Origin of the sequence: Modestobacter sp. VKM Ac-2983, from assembly GCF_026967885.1 — a bacterium.
Lineage (GTDB): Bacteria > Actinomycetota > Actinomycetes > Mycobacteriales > Geodermatophilaceae > Modestobacter.
Genome location: NZ_JAPVBK010000001.1, coordinates 1,245,072 through 1,267,505, shown reverse-complemented (window position 1 = coordinate 1,267,505; position 22,434 = coordinate 1,245,072). Strand labels below are relative to the sequence as shown.

The 22,434-nt window shown below is 72.0% G+C and carries 16 protein-coding genes and 2 tRNA genes; 4 read left to right on the top strand and 14 right to left on the bottom strand.

The window, feature by feature from the left end; translation table 11 throughout:
- The first annotated feature begins 6 nt into the window (after nucleotides 1–6).
- Nucleotides 7–2,595 (top strand): valine--tRNA ligase, encoded by a 2,589-nt coding sequence (valS, locus tag O2W18_RS06115; protein WP_269186647.1) that lies wholly within the window; start codon nucleotides 7–9, stop codon nucleotides 2,593–2,595.
- A 42-nt stretch (nucleotides 2,596–2,637) separates the two neighbouring features.
- Here valS and O2W18_RS06110 read toward each other — a convergent pair whose 3' ends face one another.
- The 6 genes from O2W18_RS06110 to O2W18_RS06085 all read right to left on the bottom strand — a co-directional run bounded on the left by O2W18_RS06110 (nucleotide 2,638) and on the right by O2W18_RS06085 (nucleotide 8,590).
- A complete protein-coding gene (locus O2W18_RS06110) occupies nucleotides 2,638–3,489 on the bottom strand; it encodes a DUF559 domain-containing protein (RefSeq protein ID WP_269186646.1) in 852 nt (283 codons plus the stop codon).
- A gap of 244 nt (nucleotides 3,490–3,733) precedes the next feature.
- Entirely contained in the window at nucleotides 3,734–5,008 is a 1,275-nt protein-coding gene (gene clpX, locus O2W18_RS06105; protein ID WP_269171385.1) for an ATP-dependent Clp protease ATP-binding subunit ClpX, read from the bottom strand.
- Nucleotides 5,009–5,328: 320 nt separating this feature from the next.
- Entirely contained in the window at nucleotides 5,329–6,015 is a 687-nt protein-coding gene (locus tag O2W18_RS06100; RefSeq protein ID WP_442929124.1) for an ATP-dependent Clp protease proteolytic subunit, read from the bottom strand.
- A 2-nt stretch (nucleotides 6,016–6,017) separates the two neighbouring features.
- Complete coding sequence (locus O2W18_RS06095) at nucleotides 6,018–6,668, bottom strand: ATP-dependent Clp protease proteolytic subunit (protein ID WP_442929123.1); 651 nt, start codon at nucleotides 6,666–6,668, stop codon at nucleotides 6,018–6,020.
- Between the two features lie 301 nt (nucleotides 6,669–6,969).
- Nucleotides 6,970–8,421 (bottom strand): trigger factor, encoded by a 1,452-nt coding sequence (gene tig, locus O2W18_RS06090; protein ID WP_269186645.1) that lies wholly within the window; start codon nucleotides 8,419–8,421, stop codon nucleotides 6,970–6,972.
- A gap of 95 nt (nucleotides 8,422–8,516) precedes the next feature.
- Nucleotides 8,517–8,590, bottom strand: a tRNA-Pro gene (locus O2W18_RS06085).
- A 76-nt stretch (nucleotides 8,591–8,666) separates the two neighbouring features.
- Between O2W18_RS06085 and O2W18_RS06080 the strand changes: the two genes are divergently transcribed.
- Nucleotides 8,667–8,740, top strand: a tRNA-Gly gene (locus O2W18_RS06080).
- Nucleotides 8,741–9,086: 346 nt separating this feature from the next.
- Here the strand turns inward: O2W18_RS06080 and O2W18_RS06075 are convergent.
- Genes O2W18_RS06075 through O2W18_RS06065 form a run of 3 tightly spaced genes read right to left on the bottom strand, consistent with a single transcriptional unit; the run spans nucleotide 9,087 to nucleotide 11,622 of the window.
- A complete protein-coding gene (locus O2W18_RS06075; RefSeq protein ID WP_269186644.1) occupies nucleotides 9,087–9,797 on the bottom strand; it encodes a DUF998 domain-containing protein in 711 nt (236 codons plus the stop codon).
- Nucleotides 9,794–11,002: a glycosyltransferase gene (locus O2W18_RS06070; protein WP_269186643.1), complete on the bottom strand. Its 1,209-nt coding sequence runs from the start codon at nucleotides 11,000–11,002 to the stop codon at nucleotides 9,794–9,796. Before O2W18_RS06070 ends, O2W18_RS06075 begins: the two co-directional genes overlap by 4 nt.
- Nucleotides 10,999–11,622, bottom strand: a complete 624-nt coding sequence (locus tag O2W18_RS06065; protein WP_269186642.1) for a DedA family protein — start codon at nucleotides 11,620–11,622, stop codon at nucleotides 10,999–11,001. The genes O2W18_RS06070 and O2W18_RS06065 overlap by 4 nt, the downstream gene beginning before the upstream one ends.
- Before the next feature lie 260 nt (nucleotides 11,623–11,882).
- On the opposite strand from O2W18_RS06065, the gene O2W18_RS06060 reads away from it, so the two are divergent.
- Both O2W18_RS06060 and O2W18_RS06055 read left to right on the top strand, forming a co-directional pair.
- On the top strand, nucleotides 11,883–13,169 hold the full coding sequence (locus tag O2W18_RS06060) for a sensor histidine kinase (protein WP_269186641.1): 1,287 nt from the start codon (nucleotides 11,883–11,885) through the stop codon (nucleotides 13,167–13,169).
- Nucleotides 13,166–13,843, top strand: a complete 678-nt coding sequence (locus tag O2W18_RS06055) for a response regulator (RefSeq protein ID WP_269186640.1) — start codon at nucleotides 13,166–13,168, stop codon at nucleotides 13,841–13,843. The genes O2W18_RS06060 and O2W18_RS06055 overlap by 4 nt, the downstream gene beginning before the upstream one ends.
- 147 nt (nucleotides 13,844–13,990) lie before the next feature.
- On the opposite strand, the gene O2W18_RS06050 is transcribed toward O2W18_RS06055, so the two are convergent.
- The 5 genes from O2W18_RS06050 to O2W18_RS06030 form a co-directional block, all read right to left on the bottom strand.
- Nucleotides 13,991–15,001 (bottom strand): sigma-70 family RNA polymerase sigma factor, encoded by a 1,011-nt coding sequence (locus tag O2W18_RS06050; protein WP_269186639.1) that lies wholly within the window; start codon nucleotides 14,999–15,001, stop codon nucleotides 13,991–13,993.
- 114 nt (nucleotides 15,002–15,115) lie between these two features.
- Nucleotides 15,116–17,164, bottom strand: a complete 2,049-nt coding sequence (betT, locus tag O2W18_RS06045; protein WP_269186638.1) for a choline BCCT transporter BetT — start codon at nucleotides 17,162–17,164, stop codon at nucleotides 15,116–15,118.
- Nucleotides 17,161–18,867, bottom strand: a complete 1,707-nt coding sequence (gene betA, locus O2W18_RS06040) for a choline dehydrogenase (protein WP_269186637.1) — start codon at nucleotides 18,865–18,867, stop codon at nucleotides 17,161–17,163. The genes betT and betA overlap by 4 nt, the downstream gene beginning before the upstream one ends.
- Nucleotides 18,864–20,369, bottom strand: coding sequence for an aldehyde dehydrogenase family protein (locus O2W18_RS06035; RefSeq protein WP_269186636.1), 1,506 nt, complete (start codon nucleotides 20,367–20,369; stop codon nucleotides 18,864–18,866). The genes betA and O2W18_RS06035 overlap by 4 nt, the downstream gene beginning before the upstream one ends.
- A 229-nt stretch (nucleotides 20,370–20,598) precedes the next feature.
- Nucleotides 20,599–22,395: a hypothetical protein gene (locus O2W18_RS06030; protein ID WP_269186635.1), complete on the bottom strand. Its 1,797-nt coding sequence runs from the start codon at nucleotides 22,393–22,395 to the stop codon at nucleotides 20,599–20,601.
- Nucleotides 22,396–22,434 lie beyond the last annotated feature (39 nt).

Here is a 22,434-nt window from a genome sequence, read left to right as displayed (position 1 = left end):
CCAGTCATGGTTGCCGACACCCGATCCCTGGACAGCACTCCCCCGGGGAGCACCGGCGGCGTACCCGAGAAGCCCTCGATCGACGGGCTGGAGGAGAAGTGGGTGGCCCGCTGGGCCGAGGGCGACACCTACGCCTTCGACCGTGACGCCGCGCTGTCCGCACCCCGCGCGCAGACCTACGCGATCGACACCCCGCCGCCGACGGCGAGCGGGTCGCTGCACGTGGGCCACGTCTTCAGCTACACCCACACCGACATCGTCGCCCGGTACCACCGGATGCGCGGCAAGCACGTCTTCTACCCGATGGGCTGGGACGACAACGGCCTGCCCACCGAGCGCCGGGTGCAGAACTACTACGGCGTGCGCTGCGACCCCTCGCTCCCCTACGACGAGGACTTCCAGCCGCCGGAGAAGGCGGGCAAGGACCAGCAGCCGATCTCCCGGCGCAACTTCGTCGAGCTGTGCGAGCGGCTGACCGCGGTCGACGAGGCCGAGTTCGAGAAGTTGTGGCGCCGGGTCGGCCTCTCGGTCGACTGGGGAGGCGTCTACCGGACGATCTCGGAGTCCTCCCGGGCCACCGCGCAGAAGATGTTCCTGCACAACCTGGCCCGCGGTGAGGCCTACGCCCAGGAGGCGCCGACCCTCTGGGACGTCACCTTCCGCACCGCGGTCGCCCAGGCCGAGCTGGAGGACCGGGAGCGCCCCGGCGCCTACCACCGGATCGGCTTCAGCGGGCCCTCGGGCGACCCGGTGTTCATCGAGACCACCCGCCCGGAGCTGCTGCCGGCGTGCGTCGCCCTGGTCGCCCACCCCGACGACGAGCGCTACCAGCCGCTGTTCGGGAAGACGGTGACCACTCCCCTGTTCGGCGTCGAGGTCCCCGTGGTCGCCCACCGGCTGGCCGAGCCGGACAAGGGCTCGGGCATCGCGATGATCTGCACCTTCGGTGACCTGAACGACGTCACCTGGTGGCGGGAGCTGCAGCTGCCGACCCGCGCCGTCATCGGCTGGGACGGCCGCTTCCTCGCCGAGCCGCCGGCCGACGTGCCCGCCGCCGTGTACGGCGAGCTGGCCGGCAAGACCTCCTTCAGTGCGCAGCAGCGGATCGTCGAGCTGCTCCGCGAGTCCGGCGACCTGGCGGGCGACCCGAAGCCGATCACCCACCCGGTGAAGTTCTTCGAGAAGGGCGAGCGCCCGCTGGAGATCGTCACCACCCGGCAGTGGTACATCCGCAACGGCGGGCGGGACGGCGACCTGCGCGACGCCCTGCTGGCCCGCGGGCGGGAGATCCAGTGGGTGCCCGAGCACATGCGGCACCGCTACGACAACTGGGTCGAGGGCCTCAACGGCGACTGGCTGATCAGCCGGCAGCGCTTCTTCGGCGTGCCGTTCCCGGTCTGGTACCGGTTGGACTCCGAGGGCGAGCCCGACTACTCCGCCCCGATCCTGGCGCCGGAGTCGGTGCTGCCGGTCGACCCGTCCTCCGACGTCCCGGAAGGGTTCACCGCCGACCAGCGGGGCGTGCCGGGCGGGTTCATGGCCGACCCCGACGTCATGGACACCTGGGCCACCTCGTCGCTGTCGCCGCAGGTCGCCTCGGGCTGGGAGACCGACCCGGAGCTGTTCGCGCACGTCTTCCCGATGGACCAGCGGCCGCAGGCGCACGACATCATCCGCACCTGGCTGTTCTCCACCGTCGTCCGGGCGCACTTCGAGCACGGCACGGTGCCGTGGACGCACGCGACCATCTCCGGCTTCGTGGTCGACCCCGACCGCAAGAAGATGTCGAAGTCCAAGGGCAACGCGACCACCCCGATCGACGTGCTGGAGCGCTACGGGACCGACGCGGTGCGCTGGCGAGCCGCCGGCGCCCGGCCGGGGGCGGACAGCCCGTTCGACGAGGCGCAGATGAAGGTCGGCCGCCGGCTGGCCATGAAGGTCCTCAACATCGGCAAGTTCGTGCTGGGGCTGGGCGCCTCTCCCGACCTGACGGCCGAGGCGGTCACCGAGCCGATCGACCGCGGGCTGCTCGCCTCGTTGGCGCAGGTGGTCGACGAGGCGACCGCGGCGATGGAGGCCTACAACTACACCCGGGCGCTCGAGGTCACCGAGTCGTTCTTCTGGTCGTTCTGCGACGACTACGTGGAGCTGGTGAAGACCCGGGCCTACGGCTCTGGCCCTGGGGCTGCTTCCGCCCAGGCCACGCTGGCGCTGGCGCTCTCGGTGCAGCTGCGGCTGCTCGCCCCGGTGCTGCCGTTCGTGACCGAGGAGGTCTGGTCCTGGTGGCAGACCGGCTCGGTGCACCGGGCGCTGTGGCCGACCGCGAGCGAGCTGCCGGCCGGGGGCGACCCGGCGGTGGTGTCGGCGGCGGCCGAGGTGCTGTCGCTGGTGCGCAAGGCGAAGTCCGACGCCAAGACGTCGATGCGCACCGATGTCGCGACGACGACGGTGACCGTCTCCGAGGCGCGGATGGCCGCGGTCGAGGCCGCCCGGGGTGACCTGGTGGACGCCGGCCGGATCGCAGAACTGACCGTGGTCGCCGGCGACGGCCCGCTCCACGTCGACGTCGTCCTCGCCGAGACGCCCGAGGCCTGACCGTGTGCGCTGAGTGCCAGGTGCCGACGCTGGACCTGGCACTCAGCGCACGACGTCGAGCCCGAAGAGGCGACGCCGGGCGGCGTGGACGGTCAGGATCTCTCTCTGGCAGGCGGCGGCTTCGGCGGTGAGCCTCCGGTAGCTGAACCGGAGCGTCTGCCACCCCACCGTGGCCACCAGGGCATCTCGGCGGATGTCCCGCTCTCGCTGCTCGCGGGAGCCGTGCCAGGCGGCACCGTCCATCTCGACGGCGAGCAGCACGTCCTCGCAGGCGGCGTCGAGGAGGAAGCGCTCCCCCGCCACCGTGATCGGACGCTGCTGGACGAACGCTGGCATGCCCGGAGCACGCAGGACCTGCAGGCAACCCCAGATCTCGAGCTCGCTCTGGCACCCGTCGGCGAGCAACCGGACGAGTTCGGTCAAGGCAGCTCGCCCGGGCAACCGGGGACGTCGAGCCAGCTCATCGGCCAACTGTCGCGCCGTGCACAGCCGCCGGCGGACCGCGGTGATCGCTGCTGCGCGGACAGCGGGGCGCCCGGCACCGGAGGGGTCAGCCCACGCGTCGACGACCGAACGTTCGACCGACGTCACCGGCAACCCGCCGACCGGCCGCACGTGCCAGTCCACGTCGGCCACCCGGTGCAGCACGACTCCCGGAGCACCACGACCACTGCGGCCCGGCGCCACGGTGACGTGGACGGGACCAACGGGCGGCGCGACGAGGCCCCAGAGCGCCAGGGCGGTGGCGTGGCTGACCACGGCCTCCCGCGACCGGACGGCGGCAGCCACCCGGACCGGCCAGTCGGTCGTCGACCCCGGCACCGCGTAGCAGCCACCACCGAGACGCAGCAGCCGGCCACTCGCGACCCAGGAGCGGACGGTCGTCGGGCTCACCTGCGCCGTCAACTGCGCCCACGTGGTCCATCCTCGCGGTCCGACCAGGCCTTCGACGTCGTGCCGCACCCCGACAGCCTGGCGCGCCCGGCCTGGGCGCCGTAGCCGCGCCGAGCATCTGTGGACGGCGGGCGCGGACTGTCAGTCGGGCAGCTGCCAGCTGTCAGTCCACGCACGCCGACTCCTGGAACGCAGACGGCCCGCTCCCCCGGAGGGGAGCGGGCCGTCTCGCGGCCCGGGTGAGCTACGCGGACTTCTCGCGGGGGGCGCGGGCGGGCTTGCGGGGCACGAGGGTGGGGCTCACGTGCTCCAGCACGACCTCGCGGGTGATGACGACCGTGGCGACGTCCTCGCGGCTGGGGATGTCGTACATCACCGACTGGAGCACCTCCTCCAGGATCGCCCGCAGACCACGGGCACCGGTGCCCCGCAGGATCGCCTGGTCGGCGATCGACTCGAGCGCGTCGTCGGTGAACTCCAGCTCCACCCCGTCGAGCTCGAACAACCGCCGGTACTGGCGCACCAGGGCGTTCTTCGGCTCGGTGAGGATGTTCATCAGCGCCGTGCGGTCGAGCTTCTGCACGCTGGTGATCACCGGCAGCCGGCCGATGAACTCGGGGATCATGCCGAACTTCAGCAGGTCCTCGGGCATGACCTGCGCGAAGGCGTTGGCCTCCTCGATCTCGGCCTTGCCGCGGACCTCGGCACCGAAACCGATGCCCTGCTTGCCGGTGCGGGCCTCGATCACCTGGTCCAGCCCGGCGAACGCGCCACCGACGATGAACAGCACGTTGGTGGTGTCGATCTGGATGAACTCCTGGTGCGGGTGCTTCCGCCCACCCTGCGGGGGCACCGACGCGGTCGTGCCCTCGAGGATCTTCAGCAGCGCCTGCTGCACGCCCTCACCGGAGACGTCGCGGGTGATCGACGGGTTCTCGCTCTTGCGGGCGATCTTGTCGACCTCGTCGATGTAGATGATCCCGGTCTCGGCGCGCTTGACGTCGTAGTCGGCTGCCTGGATCAGCTTGAGCAGGATGTTCTCGACGTCCTCGCCGACGTAGCCGGCCTCGGTGAGCGCCGTGGCGTCCGCGATCGCGAAGGGCACGTTGAGCATCCGGGCCAGCGTCTGCGCCAGGTGCGTCTTGCCGCAGCCGGTCGGGCCCATCAGCAGGATGTTGGACTTGGCGAGCTCGACGCCCTCGTCCCGGCCCCGGTCCGTGCCGCCGGCCTGCACCCGCTTGTAGTGGTTGTAGACGGCGACGGCGAGCGTGCGCTTGGCCTGGTCCTGGCCGATGACGTACTGCTCGAGGAAGTCGTGGATCTCCTTGGGCTTGGGCAGCTCGTCGAACTTGAGGTCCGACGACTCCGAGAGCTCTTCCTCGATGATCTCGTTGCAGAGGTCGATGCACTCGTCGCAGATGTACACCCCAGGGCCAGCGATGAGCTTCTTGACCTGCTTCTGGCTCTTCCCGCAGAACGAGCACTTGAGCAGGTCGCCGCTCTCACCGATACGTGCCACCTGGCTGACCTCCACCTCGAATGGGACAGCGCTGCCGCGGTCCCGTTGGTTCGTGCTGTGTCATGCCCTTGTCGACGCCCGTCCTGCTGGCGTTCGGTGTCCCTGCGGTCGTGACCGGGGAATCGGGCGTTCACCGAACCTACCCGGCCGATCCGACGTTCCCAGGCAGGAACTCACCCGGGTCGCCCGGCCCGCACCACCTGCCCCGGCCCTCCCCCGTGACCCGGCGGAGTCCTCGGGAGACCGCCGGAACGGAGGATGGGAGAACGGTACGGGCCGAGAGCGCGACACGCGCGCTCTCGGCCCGTCCTGTCACCGGATCAGACCGGCGGCAGCGCGTTGAGCTTGCGGCTCTGGATGACCTGGTCGACGATCCCGTACTCCATGGCCTGCTGGGCCGTGAGGATCTTGTCCCGGTCGATGTCCTTGCGGACCTGCTCCTGGGTCTGTCCGGTGTGCCGGGCCAGGATCTGCTCCATCTGCACCCGCACCCGCTCGATCTCCCGGGCGTGGATCTCCAGGTCGGTGACCTGGCCACCGGCCTCGCCGGAGGGCTGGTGGATCAGCACTCGGGAGTACGGCAGCGCCAGGCGCTTGCCCTTGGTCCCGGCAGCCAGCAGGACGGCGGCCGCGGAGGCCGCCTGGCCCATGCAGACGGTCTGGATGTCGGGGCGGACGAACATCATCGTGTCGTAGATGGCCGTCAGCGCGGTGAACGAGCCACCGGGGCTGTTGATGTACATCGTGATGTCACGGTCGGGGTCGTTGGACTCCAGCGTGATCAGCTGCGCCATGACGTCGTTGGCCGAGGCGTCGTCGACCTGCACCCCGAGGAAGATGATGCGCTCCTCGAAGAGCTTGTTGTACGGGTTCGACTCCTTCATGCCGTAGCTCGTGCGCTCCACGAAGGAGGGCAGGATGTACCGGCTGGAGGGCATCTCGACGCTGTTCGTGCTCTGCGGCATCTGGAAGTCGCTCTTGCTCTGCGGCAGCGGGAAATCAGACATGGTCACTTCTCCGGTCCGTCGGTGACCGGGTTGTCGGTCGAGGTCATGGACTCCGCGCGGGTCACCACGTGGTCGACGAAGCCGTACTCGAGGGCCTCCTGCGCGGTGAACCACCGGTCGCGGTCGGAGTCCTTCTCGATCTGCTCGACCGTCTGCCCGGTGAACTGCGCCTGCAGCTCGTTGAGCTGGGCCTTGGTGTTGCGGAACAGCTCAGCCTGGATGGCGATGTCGGAGGCGGTGCCGCCGACGCCGGCCGAGGGCTGGTGCATCAGGATCCGCGTGTGGGGCAGCGAGTAGCGCTTGCCCTTCGTCCCGGCGGTGAGCAGGAACTGGCCCATCGAGGCGGCCAGGCCCATCGCGTAGGTGGCGACGTCGCAGTCGATGAACTGCATCGTGTCGAAGATCGCCATGCCGGCGGTGACGGAGCCGCCGGGCGAGTTGATGTAGAGGTGGATGTCGCGCTTGGGGTCCTCTGCGGACAGCAGCAGCATCTGCGCGGCCAGCTGGTTGGCGATGACGTCGTCGACCTGGCTGCCGAGGAAGATGATCCGCTCACGCAGCAGGCGCTCGTAGACCGAGTCGTTGAGGTTCATCATCGAGCCGCCGGCGCGCATCAGCGGCGCGCTGGCGGTGATCAGGTCTGAGTTGCTCACGGGTGCGGTGACCTCCGTAGGACTGCGGTGCAGTCGGTCTCGTGGAACGGGTTGGCCGGTGGTCGGGGGCGACCGACGACGCTGCGGACGACCCTCGGTGCCGGTCGTCAGTGCGGCCTCGTGTGGTCGTCCTTCAGGGGTGCCTGAGTGTCACGTCGACCCTAACGCGCACCCCCGACCGGTTCCTCCCGGCGCGGGCCGGTGTTCGCCGTGGGCGCAGCGACGCCGTGGCCAGGGCCTCGGGAACGGCAGCGCCGCCCGTACCCAGCTGGGTACGGGCGGCGCGGTGTGCCGGGGTGGATCAGGCCTTGTCGGCCGTCGCCTCGGTGTCGGTCTCCTCGGCGGCGTCTGCCTCGACTGCGTCGGCCTCGGCGACCTCAGCCGCGTCGGCGTCCTCGGCGTCCTCGGCGTCGGCCGAGTCGGCGGCGACGGTGCGCGGACGCAGCGCCTCCAGGTCGACGACGTTGCCCGACTCGTCGGTGATCGTCGTCTCCTCGAGCAGCTGGGCCAGCGCCTTGGTGCGCCGCACGTCGGCGACGAACTCGGCGATGTTGTTGCCCTGCTGGAGCTGCTGGGCGTACTGCTCGGGGCTGACCCGGTTGCGCTGGGCCTGGGCCATGATCTGCGCGGAGAGGTCCTCGTTGTCGACGGTGACCTCGCGGGCGTCGGCGATCGAGTCGAGCACGAACTGCGTCTTGACCGCCTTCTCGACGTTCTCCCGCATCTCGGCGTCGTAGGCCTCGCGGTTCTCGACCTCGGTCATCGAGAAGTAGGCGTCCCAGTCCATGCCGGCCTGCTGGAGCTCGCGCTCCATGGCCTGGCTGCGCCAGCTGAGCTCCTGCTCGACCAGCTTCTCCGGCACCGGGACCTCGATGGTCTCCAGCAGGTGCTCGACCAGCTTGTCGCGGGCCTGCGCGCCCTGCTGCAGCACCTTGGTGCGGGCCAGCCGGGTGCGGACGTCCTCGCGCAGCTCGGCCAGGGTGTCGAACTCGCTGGCGATCGAGGCGAACTCGTCGTCCAGCTCCGGCAGCTCCTTGGCCTTGACCGACCGGACGGTGACGGTCACGTCGGCCATCTCACCGGCCTGGTCACCGGCGAGCAGCTCCGTGGAGAAGGTGGCGCTCTCGTCGGCGGACAGCCCGCGCACGGCCTCGTCCAGGCCGTTCATCAGGTTGCCGGAGCCGACCTCGTAGGACATCCCGGTGGTGCTGCCGTCCTCGAGCACCTCGCCGTTGAGCGTGGCCTCCAGGTCGATGGAGACGAAGTCGCCGTCCTCGGCCGCCCGCTCGACACCGGAGAGGGTGGAGAAGCGCTCGCGCATGACGGTGATCTGCTGGTCGATCTCCTCGTCGGTGACCTCGACGTCGTCGACGGTCACCGCCAGGGAGTCCAGCGGGGGCAGCTCGAGGGTGGGGGCGACGTCGACCTCGGCGGTGAAGGCGAGGGCCTCGCCGTCGTCGATGCGGGTGACCTCCACGTCCGGCTGGCTGATGACGCGGACCTGGTTCTCCCGGATCGCCTCGGAGTAGACCTCCGGGACGGCGTGCTGGACGACCTGCTCGAGCACGACCGGGCGGCCGACCCGCTGGTCGAGGACGCGGTTCGGGACCTTGCCGGGGCGGAAGCCGGGAACGCGCACCTGCTTGCCCAGCTCCTTGTAGACCTCACCGAAGGCGTGGTCCAGGTCGCTCCACGGCACCTCGATCGCGAGCCGGACCCGGGTCGGGCCCAGGTTCTCGATGGTGCTCTTCACAGCGGCGTGCTCCTCAGGTACGACGGGGATGGGCGTGGCCTCCGCGCGGACGGCGGCCGATCGTGCCCGCGAGTCTTCCAGACCTCGCGGCAGTGTCGGGGTGACAGGATTTGAACCTGCGGCCCCCTGCTCCCAAAGCAGGTGCGCTACCAAGCTGCGCTACACCCCGTGGCCACCGGCGAGTCTAGGCCGACGGCCTGCGGACAGCGCCGCGCGGGCACGGGATAGGCTGGCGCGGTAAGCATGCGGGTGTAGCTCAATGGTAGAGCCCCAGCCTTCCAAGCTGGCCATGCCGGTTCGATCCCGGTCACCCGCTCCACGTCCTGACCAGCTCGGATCCCCGTTCGTGAAGCTCAGCCAGCCTGTGGCGCCGCTCCTGCGTTCTGACGGTGTGACCCCCGTCGAGCACTGACCACGGGCCTTGGCCAGTGCTCAAGGCACGGATGAGGCACGCCCTGGCCATGAGCGACCTCGGCGTCGCTGTACTGACCGGAGACGTTGGTCGAGGTCGTGTGCCCCTCGCCGTGGGGCATCGACGCCTCGCCTGCGCGCGGGCCAGGTCAGTTGCTCAGGCCGCGGAACTCTGCCGGCCAGCGACCGTGCACCTCCCTGCTCGGGACTGCCCAGCGACCGTCTTCGAGGTCGCACCAGGTCGGTCAGCCAGGTCACCGGAGACCTCCCTCGGCGGCGGGCGGCGGAGCCCCGATGCCGGCCAGGCCCGTGGCGACGAGCACCGCCGTGGCCGCCGTGCCGGCCAGCAGCAGCCGCTCGACCAGCCCGATGCCCTGCACCGGATCGGCGCCCGCGAACACGACGGGGACGTGCAGGGCCAGGAAGGACGCGCCCAGCCCGCCGAGGCCGACCGCCGCACCGCGCAGGGCGCGGCGAGCCGGGGGCGAGCAGGTCGCCGCGACCAGGAGCCCGACGACCGGCGGCACCACCGTCGCCAGGGCGGCCGCCACCTGGTGCACCCGTCCCCACGCCGTCGTGTCGAGCCCGGGCAGGTCGGTGGGGAACGCGGCCACCGCGGCGAGGCCGACCGACCACAGCGCCAGCAGTCCGAGCACCGCGGTCCGCCGGGCACCGGCCCCGAGGCGGCGGTGCACCCCGAGGGCCGTACCGGCCGCCGCGATCTCCAGCCCCACGATGCACCCCGCGAGCCACCAGCCGCCGGCGGGCCGGTGCACGGCGTCGCTGAGCATTCCATCGAGGGCGTTCCCGCCGACGACGTCGGTGCCGATCCCGGCCAGGACGGCGACGGCCACCCCGAGCAGGACGACCGGCAACCACGGCGCGGACCGGCTGTCCGTGCCCGGGACCGGGTGGACGACGGCCGTCGCGGGCCCGGGTCGTGGCGGCGCCGAGAGCGCGGTCATGTCGGCACCAGGACGTCACGGCGGGGCTGGTCCGCCGTGCGGGAGCGGAGGCAGGCGTCGTAGAGGCCGACGAACGCGCTGAGCGTGGCGCCCAGGTCGTGCTCTGCGGCGACGGCCCGGGCGCGCCGGCCCATCCGCCGGGCGGAGGCCGGGTCGTCCAGCAGGGCGGTCAGCCGCTCGGCGAGCTCCTCGACGTCGCCGTGCCGGTAGAGCCAGCCGGTCCGCCCGTGGTGCACCAGGTGCGGCAGCGCACCGGCGTCGACGCCCAGCACCGGCAGCCCGGTGGCCATCGCCTCCAGGGTCACCAGGCTCTGCAGCTCAGCGGTGCCGGCCATGCCGAAGAAGTCCGCGGCCGCGTAGGCCTCGGGCAGCTCGGCGTCGCTCAGGACGCCGGTGAAGGTCACCGCACCCGCCACGCCGCGCTCGGCGGCCAGCGCCTCGAGCCTCGTGCGCTCCGAACCGTCCCCGACGACGAGCAGGTGGAGGTCCCACCGCGCCCGGACCAGGGCGAGCGCCTCGATGAGCTCGTGCACGTTCTTCTCCGGGTCCAGCCGGCCGACGGAGGCCAGCACCGGGCCGGAGGGCAGTCCGTACCTGCGGCGGAACCGGGCACCGTCCCGCTCGGGGGAGAACCGATCCAGGTCCAGCCCGCAGGAGATGGGCAGCACGGGCCCGGGTACCCCGGCCGACTCGGCCAACGCCGCAGCGAACGGCGTGGGGCTGGTGACCACGTCGGCGAGGGCGAGCACGCCGGCGGCGTCCCGCCACGCCCACTGATGCGCCCGGCGCCGGACGGCGGCGCCACCGGGCACGTAGTGCAGCAGGTTCTCCGGCATGAAGTGGTTGGTGGCGACCACCGGGATGCCCAGCGCGCGGGCCGCACGCAGAACCGCCCGGCCCATCAGGAAGTGGCTCTGGATGTGCACCACGTCCGGCCGGACCGCCTGCAACACCACCCGGACCCGGCGCTGCAGCCCGGCCGGGGGGCACACCCGGAAGCCGCGGCGGACCAGCACCGGCAGGGAACGCACCCGGTGCTCGGTGACGCCTCCGGTGGCCTGCGCGGAGGTGCTGTGGTGGCTCCGGGACGGGGCGAGGACGTGCACCTCGTGCTCGGCGGCCAGGCCCGCGGCCAGCCGCTGGGCGAAGTACGAGGCGCCGTTGACGTCGGGCGCGTAGGTGTCGGCGGCGATCAGGATCTTCACGGGAGAACCCCTCGAGTTCGTAGGGAGGACGACTTCTTGGCGATGAGCTTCTTGGCGATGAGCGAGACGGCGAGCACGCAGCCGCCCAGTGCCGCGCTGAGCGCGCCGAAGGCCCAGGGCGAGCTGGTGATCCCCGCGATGTGCGGACCCGCCAGCAGGCCGAGGGCGACCAGCACGGCCGCTCGCACCGAGCTGGTGAACGCGACCCAGCCGAGGAAGCGGCGGTAGGGCACGCCGGCCAGGCCGGCCGCGAGGAAGGCCGGGACGGCGCCGAGGTCGACCAGCTTCGCGCCGACCACCACGCGAGGGAGGCGTCGACGCACGTCCTTCCGGAGCCGCGCGGCGCGGGCTCCGGAGACACCGAGCCGCGCGAGCAGCGGCTCCATGCGCCCGTGCCGCCCGCTCCGGCCGAGGGCGAACAGCAGGCTGTCGCTGACGACGTCGGCGGAGACGGCCAGCAGCCACACGGGCACCAGCGCCAGCACACCGGCGCCGACCATCGAACCCGCCGCCACCGTGGTGGCCGGTCCCTCCAGCAGCATCAGCACCGCCAGGACGAGATAGGGCTGCACCTGGTCGCTGCTCCCTCCCGACCCGCCCCGGGCGATGGAGCGGACCAACCGCCGGACCGTCCGGCGGCGAGGAGAAGCTAGGACGGCGAGGACGCCGTGGTCGTCGGCCTGCGGAGCTGTTCGGCATGGCTCCGCGGTGGCTGCACCAGGGGCGCGGACCCGTACCGCGGTAGGGGGTCTCCCCGCTCGGGAGAGGGACGACGGTCCCTCCGCGACGCTCTAGCGTGCATGCAGGCGAGCCCGCGGAAGGGGATCGCCGGCGGGCCGGTGCCCGTCCGGACGACGGAGGAGCGGCAGGTGGACGACGGATGGCGGTGACCCGGCCGGACGACCGTGCCACGGCGAGGGCCTGGACGGCCGGAACGGCGATCGCCGGGATCCTGCTGGTGCTCCTGCAGCTGCCCACCACCACGGGTGTCTACGGGCTGCCGTTCACCGCCGCGCTGCTGATCCACCTGCCGCAGGGCCTCGCGCTCCCGCTCGCGTTGCGCCGTCCACTGCTCGCCACCGCCGTCCAGTTCGTGGCGGCGGCGGCCACCGCCCTGGCGGTCGACCCCGTGGACGGGCATGCCTGGCCGCTCACCGTCCCCGGTGTCCTGCTCCTCGTCGCGCACGTCGGGCTGCTGGCGGTCTCCCGCGGCTGGCGGCCGGCTGCCCTGGTCTGGGGCGCCTCGCTGCTGGGCCTCGCCTGCCTGATGGCCGTCCAGGTAGGGGAGTGGGGCAGCGAGACCGCCGGCGACATCACCGTCGCGGTCTACGCGGCCAGCGCCCTGCTCGTGCTGATGGCCGGGTCGGTGTGGCAGCAGCGGTCCCGGCTGGCCGGTGAGCTCTCGGCCGCCCAGCGGGACGTGGCGGTCGAGCAGGCTCGGCGGGCACTGGTGGAGGAGCGCACCCGGATCGCCCGGGAGCTGCACGACGTGGTGGCGCACACGATGTCGGTCGTGCACATGCAGGCCAGCACCGCACGCTTCCGGCTTCCCGACCTGGGCCCGGAGGCGGCCGCCGAGCTGCAGCAGATCGCAGGTTCGGCCAAGGCCGCCATGGCGGAGATGCGCCAGCTGCTCGGCGTGCTGCGGGACGACGGGGCGAACGCCCCGGTCACGCCGACCCCGACACTGGCCGACCTGCCCGAGCTGGTCGCCGGAACGGCGCGCGGCGGAACGGCGGCCCGGCTGACGGTGGACCCGGCGCTGGCGACCCGGGAGGTCCCGGAGATCGTGCAGGCGGCGGCGTACCGGGTGGTCCAGGAGGCGCTGAGCAACGTCGTCCGGCATGCCCCGGGTGCGTCGGCGACGGTCGACGTCCGGCTCGCACCGGAGGGACCCGCGATCGAGCTGACGGTCACCAACCCACCGACCGCCTCCCCGGTCGTTCCGCCCGGTCCCGGCATGGACCTCCGCGACCCCACCCGGGCTCGCCACGGGCTGATCGGCATCCGCGAACGCGCAGCGCTGCTGGGTGGCTGGTCGAGCGCGGGCCCCGTACCCGGTGGCGGATGGCAGGTGGATGCCCACCTGCCGCTGGCGGCGGAGGTCCCCGTCGCGAGCGACCTGCCCGACCACGACGTGGCGGCCGCACCAGGGGCTGCTTCGTGATCCGCGTGCTCGTCGTCGACGACCAGTCGATGATCCGGCTGGGCATCCGCTCCGTCGTCGACGCCCAGGAGGACATGACCGTCGTCGGCGAGGCGGAGACCGGGGAACGGGCCCTCGCGGCGGCCCGGAGCCTGCGGCCGGACGTCGTGCTGATGGACGTGCGGATGCCCGTCCTCGACGGGCTCGAGGCGACGCGGCGCATGCTCGCCGCAGACCAGCCGAACAGCCACCGGCCGCGGGTCGTGGTGCTGACCACCTTCGACCTGGACGACTACGTCTACGCCGCGCTGCAGGCCGGCGCCAGCGGCTTCCTGCTCAAGGACAGCGAGCCCGAGGAGGTGCTGCGCGCGATCCGCGTGGTCGCCGGCGGTGAGGCCCTCCTGGCGCCGGGGGTGACCCGCCGGCTGATCGAGCAGTTCGTCGACGCCCGCACCACCGCCCGACCGCCCGACCCGGCGATGAACGGGCTGACCGAGCGGGAGCGGGAGGTCCTGACCCTGATGGCGGGCGGGCGTTCCAACGCCGAGATCGCCGCGGAGCTGTTCATCGCCGAGCAGACGACCAAGAGCCACGTGAGCCGGGTGCTGCAGAAACTGCACCTGCGCGACCGTGCGCAGGCAGTGGTCTACGGCTACGAGAACGGGCTGGTCCGACCCGGAGACGCCGACCGCTGAGCCGGTGGCGGAGGACCGCCGAGGACGCGGTGCCGACGACCCGGACAGGCCGAGCAGGATCCAGGCGGTCGTGCCGCCCGACGGCGGGCTGACCACGGCTGAGGTGCCCCGGTGGCGACCCTGACCAGGAGGCGGCCCTGAACCGGGTCAGCCCCCCGCCGCCGGGTCGTGCGGCAGACCGAAGAGGTCGAACAGGCGGGTGTCCAGGAACGCCGTCATCCGGGTGATCCGCCCGTCGGCCGTGGTCAGCGCGTGCACGGCCCACGGCCGGTGGGCGCCGTCCGGGCCGTTCGGCCGCCACTGGGCGAACGCCGGGTAGCCGTTGAGCTCCAGCGGCACCACGTGCGAGCCACGGCACTCCGCGCCCGGGCCGGCGAACCAGGTGCCGATGTCGGCGGCGCTGCGCAGCCACATCGCATAGGGCGGCATGTCCATCACGGCGTCCTCGTGCAGCAGCGCGACCAGCGCCTCGATGTCGTAGCGGAGGAAGGCGTCCAGGTAGCGGGCCAGCAGCTCGGCGTCCGGAGCGGCGACGTCCCGGTCGGGGGCCTTCTCCTGCGCCTGGTGGGTGGCGAGCGTGGCCCGGGCCCGCTGCAGCGCGCTGTTCGCGGCGGCGACGGAGGTGTCGAGCAGCGCGGCCACCTCGTCGGCCTTCCAGCGCAGCACGTCACGCAGGATCAGCACGGCGCGCTGGCGCGGGGGCAGGAGCTGCAGTGCGGCGACGAAGGCGAGCCGCACCGACTCCTTCTGCACGGCGAGGTCGGCCGGGTCGCCCCCCACCGGCAGGACGCTGCGGTCCAGCGCCGGCTCGACCCAAGCACCATCGGCCAGCACGCCGGCCAACGAGGCCGGCACCGGGGCCGAGGACTCGTCGGAGAGGTCGACCGGGAGCGCCCGGCGCTTGCGGCCGTCGAGGGCGTCGAGGCAGACGTTGGTGGCGATCCGGTACAGCCACGAGCGCAGCGCCCCGGCGCCCTGCAGCCGGTCCAGCGACCGCCAGGCCCGGACCATCGTCTCCTGGACCGCGTCCTCCGCGTCGAAGGAGGACCCGAGCATCCGGTAGCAGTACCCGGTCAGCTCACGCCGGTGCTCGGCCAGCCGCGGCTCGAGCTCAGCGACCTGACCGACGTCCGGCCGTTCGACGATCGCACCGGTCATCACGGGCTCCTCCCGGGCTGGGCTGTTCCGGGGAGGATCCTGCCCGAGGGGACCGACAGAAGTAAGACGCACGGGTGCGGTCGCCGCACGGGGTCGTGCGGCGACCGCACCCCGTCAGGACGTGGTGCCGGACGACTGGAGGCGCAGGAACTCCAGGTGCCGTTCGTACTGGTCGAGCACGTCGTCGATGATCTGCGTGTGGGTGTACCCCATGATGTCGTAGCCCTGACCGCCCTCCCGCATGTGGACCTCGAGGCGGAAGTAGGTGTCGTCGCCGCGGGGTGAGGCCGGTCCGTAGACCGGCATGGGCACCTCCGCCGGCTGGACCCGGTAGTCGAACGGGTAGTCGCCGCGCAGGTCGGCGACCAGCTGGACGTGGGTCTGCCCGAGCTCGTCGGTTCCCCGGCGCACCTCGGTCTCGACCCCCTCGGCGCGCAGCTCCGTCGCCACCTCCTCCAGCGCCGGCTCCGCCACCTCGTCGAGGAACTGGTCGATCCGGGCCTTGTCGGGGAAGGACATGGCCCGGCTCAGCCGGGTGCGCCAGGTCCGTCCACCGCGCCGGTCCCCGGCGACCGGGGTCCGTCCCGACAGCCGCCCCGGCAGGCTCTGGGCATGGCTGGCGGTGCGGTTGGCCTCCACCCGCAGCGCCTTGTACAGCGACACCATGACCAGCACCATCACGAAGGCGAACGGCAACCCCATGATGATCGTGGCGTTCTGCAGGGCGGGCACCCCACCGACGATGAGCATCCCGGCGGTGAGCAGGCCGGTGGCCACGGCCCAGAAGATCCGCACGCTCGTGCCGGCGTCGTCCTGCGGCGTCCTCAGCTCCGAGGACAGGTTGGCCATGACCAGCGCACCGGAGTCGGCCGAGGTCACGTAGAAGAGCAGGCCCACGAAGGTGGCGACCGCCGCGGTCAGCGGGAACACCGGGTAGTCCATGAGCAGGGTGTAGAACCCGCGCTCGGGGGTGTTCATCGCCAGCTCACCGAAGGCCTCGTCGCCGCCGCGCACCCGGTCCAGCGCACTGTTCCCGAAGATCGACACCCACATCAGGATGTAGGTGAACGGGATGATCATCGTGCCGGCCACGAACTGCCGGATGGTGCGGCCGCGGGAGATGCGGGCGAGGAACAACCCGACGAACGACGCCCAGGCGATCCACCAGGCCCAGAAGAACAGCGTCCAGCCGTTCAGCCAGTCGACCGGCCGGTCGAAGGCGAAGGTCTGCAGGGTGAGGTCGCCGAACGTGCTGACGAAGTCGCCGATGTTCAGCACCAGGGCGTTGAGCAGGAACACGGTGTTGCCGGCGATCAGCACGAAGGCCGCCAGACCGATGGCGAGCAGGACGTTGAGCTGGGAGAGGAGCTTGATCCCCTTGTCGATCCCGCTGACCGCCGAGATGGTGGCGATGCCGACGGCCAGCGCGATCAGCCCGACCTGGGCCGCGCGGCCCTCGGGGATCCCGACCAGCACGTCGAGCCCGTAGTTGAGCTGGACGACGCCGATGCCGAGCGAGGTGGCGACACCGAAGATCGTGCCGAGCACGGCGGCCATGTCGACGGTGTGGCCCAGGGCGCCGTTGATCCGCTTGCCGAAGATCGGGTACAACGCCGACCGGATCGCCAGCGGCAGGTTCATCCGGTAGGAGAAGTAGGCCAGCGCCATCCCCATCAGCGCGTACATCCCCCACCCGGTGATCCCGTAGTGGAACAGCGTCCAGACCGTCGCCTCACGCGCTGCCTCGACCGTCTCCGGTTCCCCGACCGGCGGCGCCAGGTACTGCGTCACCGGCTCGGCCACCGCGAAGAACATCAGGTCGGTGCCGATGCCCGCGGCGAAGAGCATCGAGGCCCAGGCGAAGGTGCTGTACTGCGGCGTCGAGTGCTCCGGGCCGAGCTTCGTCCGCCCGTACCGGGACACCCCGAGGAAGATGACGAAGACCAGGACGGCGGTCGCCAGCAGGATGTAGAACCAGCCGAACCACTCCGAGGTCCACCCGACGAGGGTGCCGATCGCGTCCGCCGCCGCCATCGGGGCGGCGATGGCCCACCCCGCCACGATCAGGACGCCGACCGCCGAGCCGTAGAACACCGGCTTCTTGATCCGCGCCGACGGCCCGGCCGTCGTCGAACCCTCGGCCGCGATGGTCTGCTCGCTCACGACGTCTGCCCGGCGGGGACCGTGTTCCGGGGGTCGCCCGGCGGGTAGAGGGGCATCCCCTCACGGTGCCGGTAGTACGGCACGTGCAGCGGCGGCGCCGGCTCGTTGCCCATGATCAGGTCCGCGGCCTTCTCCGCCAGCATCATGACCGGGGCGTAGATGTTGCCGTTGGGCACGAAGGGCATCACCGAGGCGTCCACGACGCGCAGCCCCTCGACACCGTGCACCCGCATGCTCGAGGGGTCCACCACGCTCATGTCGTCGGTGCCCATCTTGGCGGTGCAGGACGGGTGCAGCGCCGTCTCGGCGTCGCGGGCGACCCAGTCGAGGATCTCCTCGTCCGTCTCGACCGACGGGCCGGGCGAGATCTCCCCGGCGTTGAAGGGCGCGAACGCCGGCTGCTCGAGGATGTCGCGCGCCGCGCGCACCATCTCGATCCACTCGCGGCGGTCGTTCTCCGTCGAGAGGTAGTTGAACCGCAGCGCGGGGTGCTCCAGGGGGTCCGTGGACTTGATCTTGACGGTGCCGCGGACGTCGGAGTACATGGGGCCGATGTGCACCTGGTACCCGTGTTCGCTGGCCGGGCGGGTCCCGTCGTACCGGATGGCGATCGGCAGGAAGTGGAACATCAGGTTCGGGTAGTCGACCTGGTCGTTGCTGCGGATGAACCCACCGGCCTCGAAGTGGTTCGAGGCACCGACGCCCCGGCGCAGGAACAACCACTCCGCGCCGATGCGCGGCTTGTGCCGGTGCTTGAGCCAGGGCGCGATGGAGACCGGCTGCTTGCTGGCGTACTGGATGTAGACCTCGAGGTGGTCCTGGAGGTTCTCCCCCACGCCCGGCAGGTCCGCGACGCACTCGATGCCCAGCTGCTCCAGCTCCGCGGCGTTGCCGATCCCCGCCAGCTGGAGCAGCTGCGGGGAGTTGAACGCCCCTCCGCACAGGATCACCTCACCGGCGTCGACACTGCGCTTGAACTTGCCCCCGCGCAGGTAGTCGACGCCGACGGCCCGGCCACCGCTCATCCGCACCCCGGTCACGTGGGAGAGCGTGTGCACGGTGAGGTTGGGCCGGCTCAGCACGGGGTGCAGGTAGGCGCGGGAGGCGCTGAGCCGACGGCCCCGGTACACGTTGCGGTCGAAGGGCGCGAAGCCCTCCTGGCGGTAGCCGTTGACGTCGTCGGTCAACGGGTGCCCGGCCTGCTGGGTGGCCTCGAAGAAGGCACCGAACAGCGGGCTCGTCGCCGGCCCGCGCTCCATGACCAGCGGGCCGGAACCACCGCGCCACTGGTCCGAGCCGGCCAGGCACGTCTCCATGCGCTTGAAGTAGGGCAGGCACTCGGCATAGCCCCACTGCTCCATGCCCGGCTCCCGGGCCCAGCGCTCGTAGTCCAGCGGGTTGCCGCGCTGGAAGATCATCCCGTTGATGCTGCTGGAGCCACCGAGGACCTTGCCCCGGGCGTGGAACACCCGGCGGCCGTTCATGTGCGGCTCCGGCTCGGACTCGTACTTCCAGTCGTAGAGCCGGTTGCCGATCGGGTACGGGAGCGCCGCCGGCATGTGGATGAACGGGTCGACCTTGAAGTCACTGCGCCCCGCCTCGAGGACGAGGACCGTCGTGGCCGGGTCCGCACTCAGGCGGTTGGCCAGGGCGGATCCGGCGGATCCGCCTCCGACGATGACGTAGTCGTAGGACTTGCTCATGCGTCCCTCCCTGCGGGCTCGCCGAACCAGTACTGCGCGGCCGGCCTGGTGTTGTGCCAGATGTGCTTGGTCTCCCGGTACTCGTCGAGGCCGGCGAGGCCGAGCTCCCGACCGGTCCCCGACTGCTTGAACCCGCCCCACTCGGCCTGCGGCACGTACGGGTGGTAGTCGTTGATCCAGACCGTGCCGTGTCGCAGCCGACGCGCCATGCGCTCGGCGCGGCCGGCGTTCTGAGTCCAGACGGCGCCGGCGAGGCCGTAGATCGTGTCGTTGGCGATCCCCACGGCCGCGTCCTCGAGCTCGTCGGAGCTCGAGCCGCTGAACGTCTCCACGGTGAGCACCGGGCCGAACGACTCCTCCTGGACCACACGCATGTCGGTGCGGCACCCGTCGAGGATGGTCGGGAGGAAGAAGAACCCGTCGGCGAGCTCCGGGGCCTCCGGCCGTCCGCCGCCGACGCGGAGCACCGCGCCCTCGGCGAGCCCGGCGGCGACGTAGTCCTCGATCTTCTGCCGGTGGGCCGCGCTGATCAGCGGCCCGGTCTCCGCCTCCTCGTCGAAGGGCCCGCCCAGCCGGATCTTCTCCGCGCGCCGAACCAGCTCGTCGACGAAGTCGTCGTGGATGGACTCCTCGACGACGAGCCGGGCGCCTCCCGAGCACACCTGCCCGGAGTCGAGGAAGACGGCGGTGAGCGCGAAGTCGAGCGCCACGTCGAGATCGGCGTCGGCGAAGACGATGTTCGGGTTCTTGCCCCCCAGCTCCAGGGCGACCTTCTTCACCGTCGCCGAGGCGGCGGCCATGATCTTCCGGCCGGTCTCCAGGCCACCGGTGAAGGAGACCAGGTCCACCTCGGGCGCCTCGGTGAGCGGCGCACCCACGTTCGCGCCGGTGCCGAGCACCAGGTTGGCGACGCCGTCCGGCACGCCCGCCTCGGTGAGCGCCCGCATCAGCCAGATCGAGGTCGAGGGGGTCAGCTCGCTCGGCTTGAGCACGAAGGTGTTCCCCGCGGCCAGCGCCGGGGCCACCTTCCACGAGGTCTGCAGCAGCGGGTAGTTCCACGGCGTGATCAGCGAGCACACCCCGATGGGCTCGTGGACGATCCGGCTGGAGACGTCCGGCATCCCCGGGTCGACGACCCGCCCGGCGTCCGCGCCGGCCAGCCCCGCGTAGTGCCGGAACACCGCGGCGATGTCGTCCACGTCCAGCTCGGACTCCACCAGCCGCTTGCCGGTGTCCAGCGACTCCAGCCGGGCGACCTCGTCCTTCTGCTCCTCCAGCAGGTCGGCGACCCGGTGGAGGACCCGCCCGCGCTCGGTGCCGGTGGTGTCGCGCCACGGGCCGCTGTCGAAGGCCCGACGAGCCGCCCGCACCGCGCGCACCGCGTCCTCGGCAGTCCCCTCCGAGACGGTGGCGACCAGGGTCCCGTCCGCCGGGCACCGGATCTCCCGGGTCCCACCCTCAGCGGCGTCTTGCCACGTTCCATCGATGAACAGGTCGGGCATGGGTTCCTCTCGTCCGCCGCAGGAGCTCTGCCGCTGGACGGGGCGCGGAACGCGATCGCTGCCCCCGTGGAACGGGGGTGATCCGACATGTGCATCTGGACGACCGGCGCCTGCCCCGTCGGTGCGAGAGAGCCTGCTCCTTCGACGGCGTCCGCGGGTTCGGACGCCGAGTGGGCGCCGCGGAACCCTACCGAACACGCCTCCGCGGAAAGGGGACTTGCTCGTCCCGTTACTGGTAGGTGATGAGCTCCGGCGTGGGCTGCACCGTCCGGATGGTCTCCTCGGGCGAGATCATCGGGACGTCCTCGTCGATGAAGTTCTTCCACCCCCAGTACAGCGGCGCCGGGGCGTCCCGGTGCAGCACCGCCCAGGTGTCCTGCTTGGCCGGCTGGCTGCCCTGCCCGTCGACGTGGACCATGATCGCCAGCTCGTCACGGGAGGTGTCCAGCCGCTCCCGGTCGATGATCATCCGCACCTGGAACTGGTGCAGGATGAGGAGCTTCTGCGGCAGGTCGTTCTCCCGGGTGAGGTCGGCGAGCCAGGTGACCACCTGGTTGACCTCGTCCACCCCGACCTGGCCGATCTGGCGCAGGTGGACCTCCCCCGGCTCCAGCCGCCACTCCGGGTCCAGCGCCAGCCCCACGTGGGGGTACTCCAGCAGGGACTGGTACTGCTTGGCCTGGGTCAGGAAGTCCGTCCGCCCCGGCTGCAGGTCCAGGACGACGTAGACGCCGGCCTCCGCAGCGGCCTCGATCCAGGGACGGAAGGTCTCCGGGTCGATCTCGGTCGAGTAGTTCCCGTCCGGACCGGCCTCGGCCGAGGCCACCGTCGCGATGATCTCGAACGCCGGGACGACGGGCGTCTCGACGAGGGGGTCGTACTGGGCGGCGTACTCCTGGGCGCGCTGGATGGCCCCCGGGAGGTCCTGCTCCCCGAGCAGCCCGAGCGCACCGGTGCCGGGGGTGCCGTACAGGGCCACCATCAGCCGGCCGGGGAAGAGCAGCTGCCCGCCGCCGGGCAGCTGGGTGCCGGTCGCCGCGGTGTCCAGCTTCCAGTCGATCCCCGGCGCACCGGCCAGGTCGGCACCGAGGACGACGACCGTGGGCTCGGTCGCGAGGCGCTCGACGACCGCCGCCGAGCCACGCGGGTCGGTCACCCCACCGGTGAGCAGCACCTCGGCACCGGCGGCCCGGGCCGTCGCGATCCCGGCCAGCGACTGGGCGCCCCCGCTCGCCAGGACGACGACGTCCTCCAGCGGCTCGGCGCGCTGCACCTCGGGCAGCTCCCCCGTCGCCTCCACGGGCTCGGACTCCGACGCCGCTGACTCGGTCGCCTCCGTCTCGGACGGCTCCGACGCCTCCGTCTCGGACGGCTCCGACGCCTCGGTCCCGGACGGGCTGGCCGGCGCCGGCGGGACCTCGGCCGTGAGGGCCGGGAGCGCGTCAGGCGAGAGCCCGGCCACCGCAGCGGCCCGCTCCGCGTCGGGCACGGTGGTCGCCTCGGCCAGGTCCAGACCGGTCGCCTGCTCCAGCGCCTCGGCCTCTGCCGGGACGGTCACGACGTCCACGTCATCCGCGCCACCGGGGAGCAGGTCGTCGGCGTCGCCGCCGACGGTGAGGACGGTCTGCACACCGAGGCGGTCCAGCTCTTCCCCGAGGACGTCGGCCGGGTCGTCGGAGCCCAGCAGCAGGGGCACGCCGAGACCGACCGCCGCCACCGCGCCCAGCAGTTCGGCGTCGGCATCGCCGCTGCCGGCGACGACCGCCACGTCCGAGCTGCCGTACAGCGCCCGGCTGGTCGAGACCGCGGCGGCCACCGGGTCGGAGTCGGGGACGAGCGTGCGCGCCGCGTCCGGAGCCGTGGCGACGACCTCGGCCACGACCGGCTCGTCGGAGTCGCCGGACCCGCCGGCAGCGCCGTCGTCGTCGGAGCCGGTGCACCCGGCGAGCACCAGCGCGGTGACCAGGGCGAGCGCCGGGGCGGCGGGGCCGCGGGCGGGACGGGGCAGGACTGCGGTGCGGCGCATGGGCTGCTTTCCTGTGCTGCCAGCCACCAGGGAGCCGGG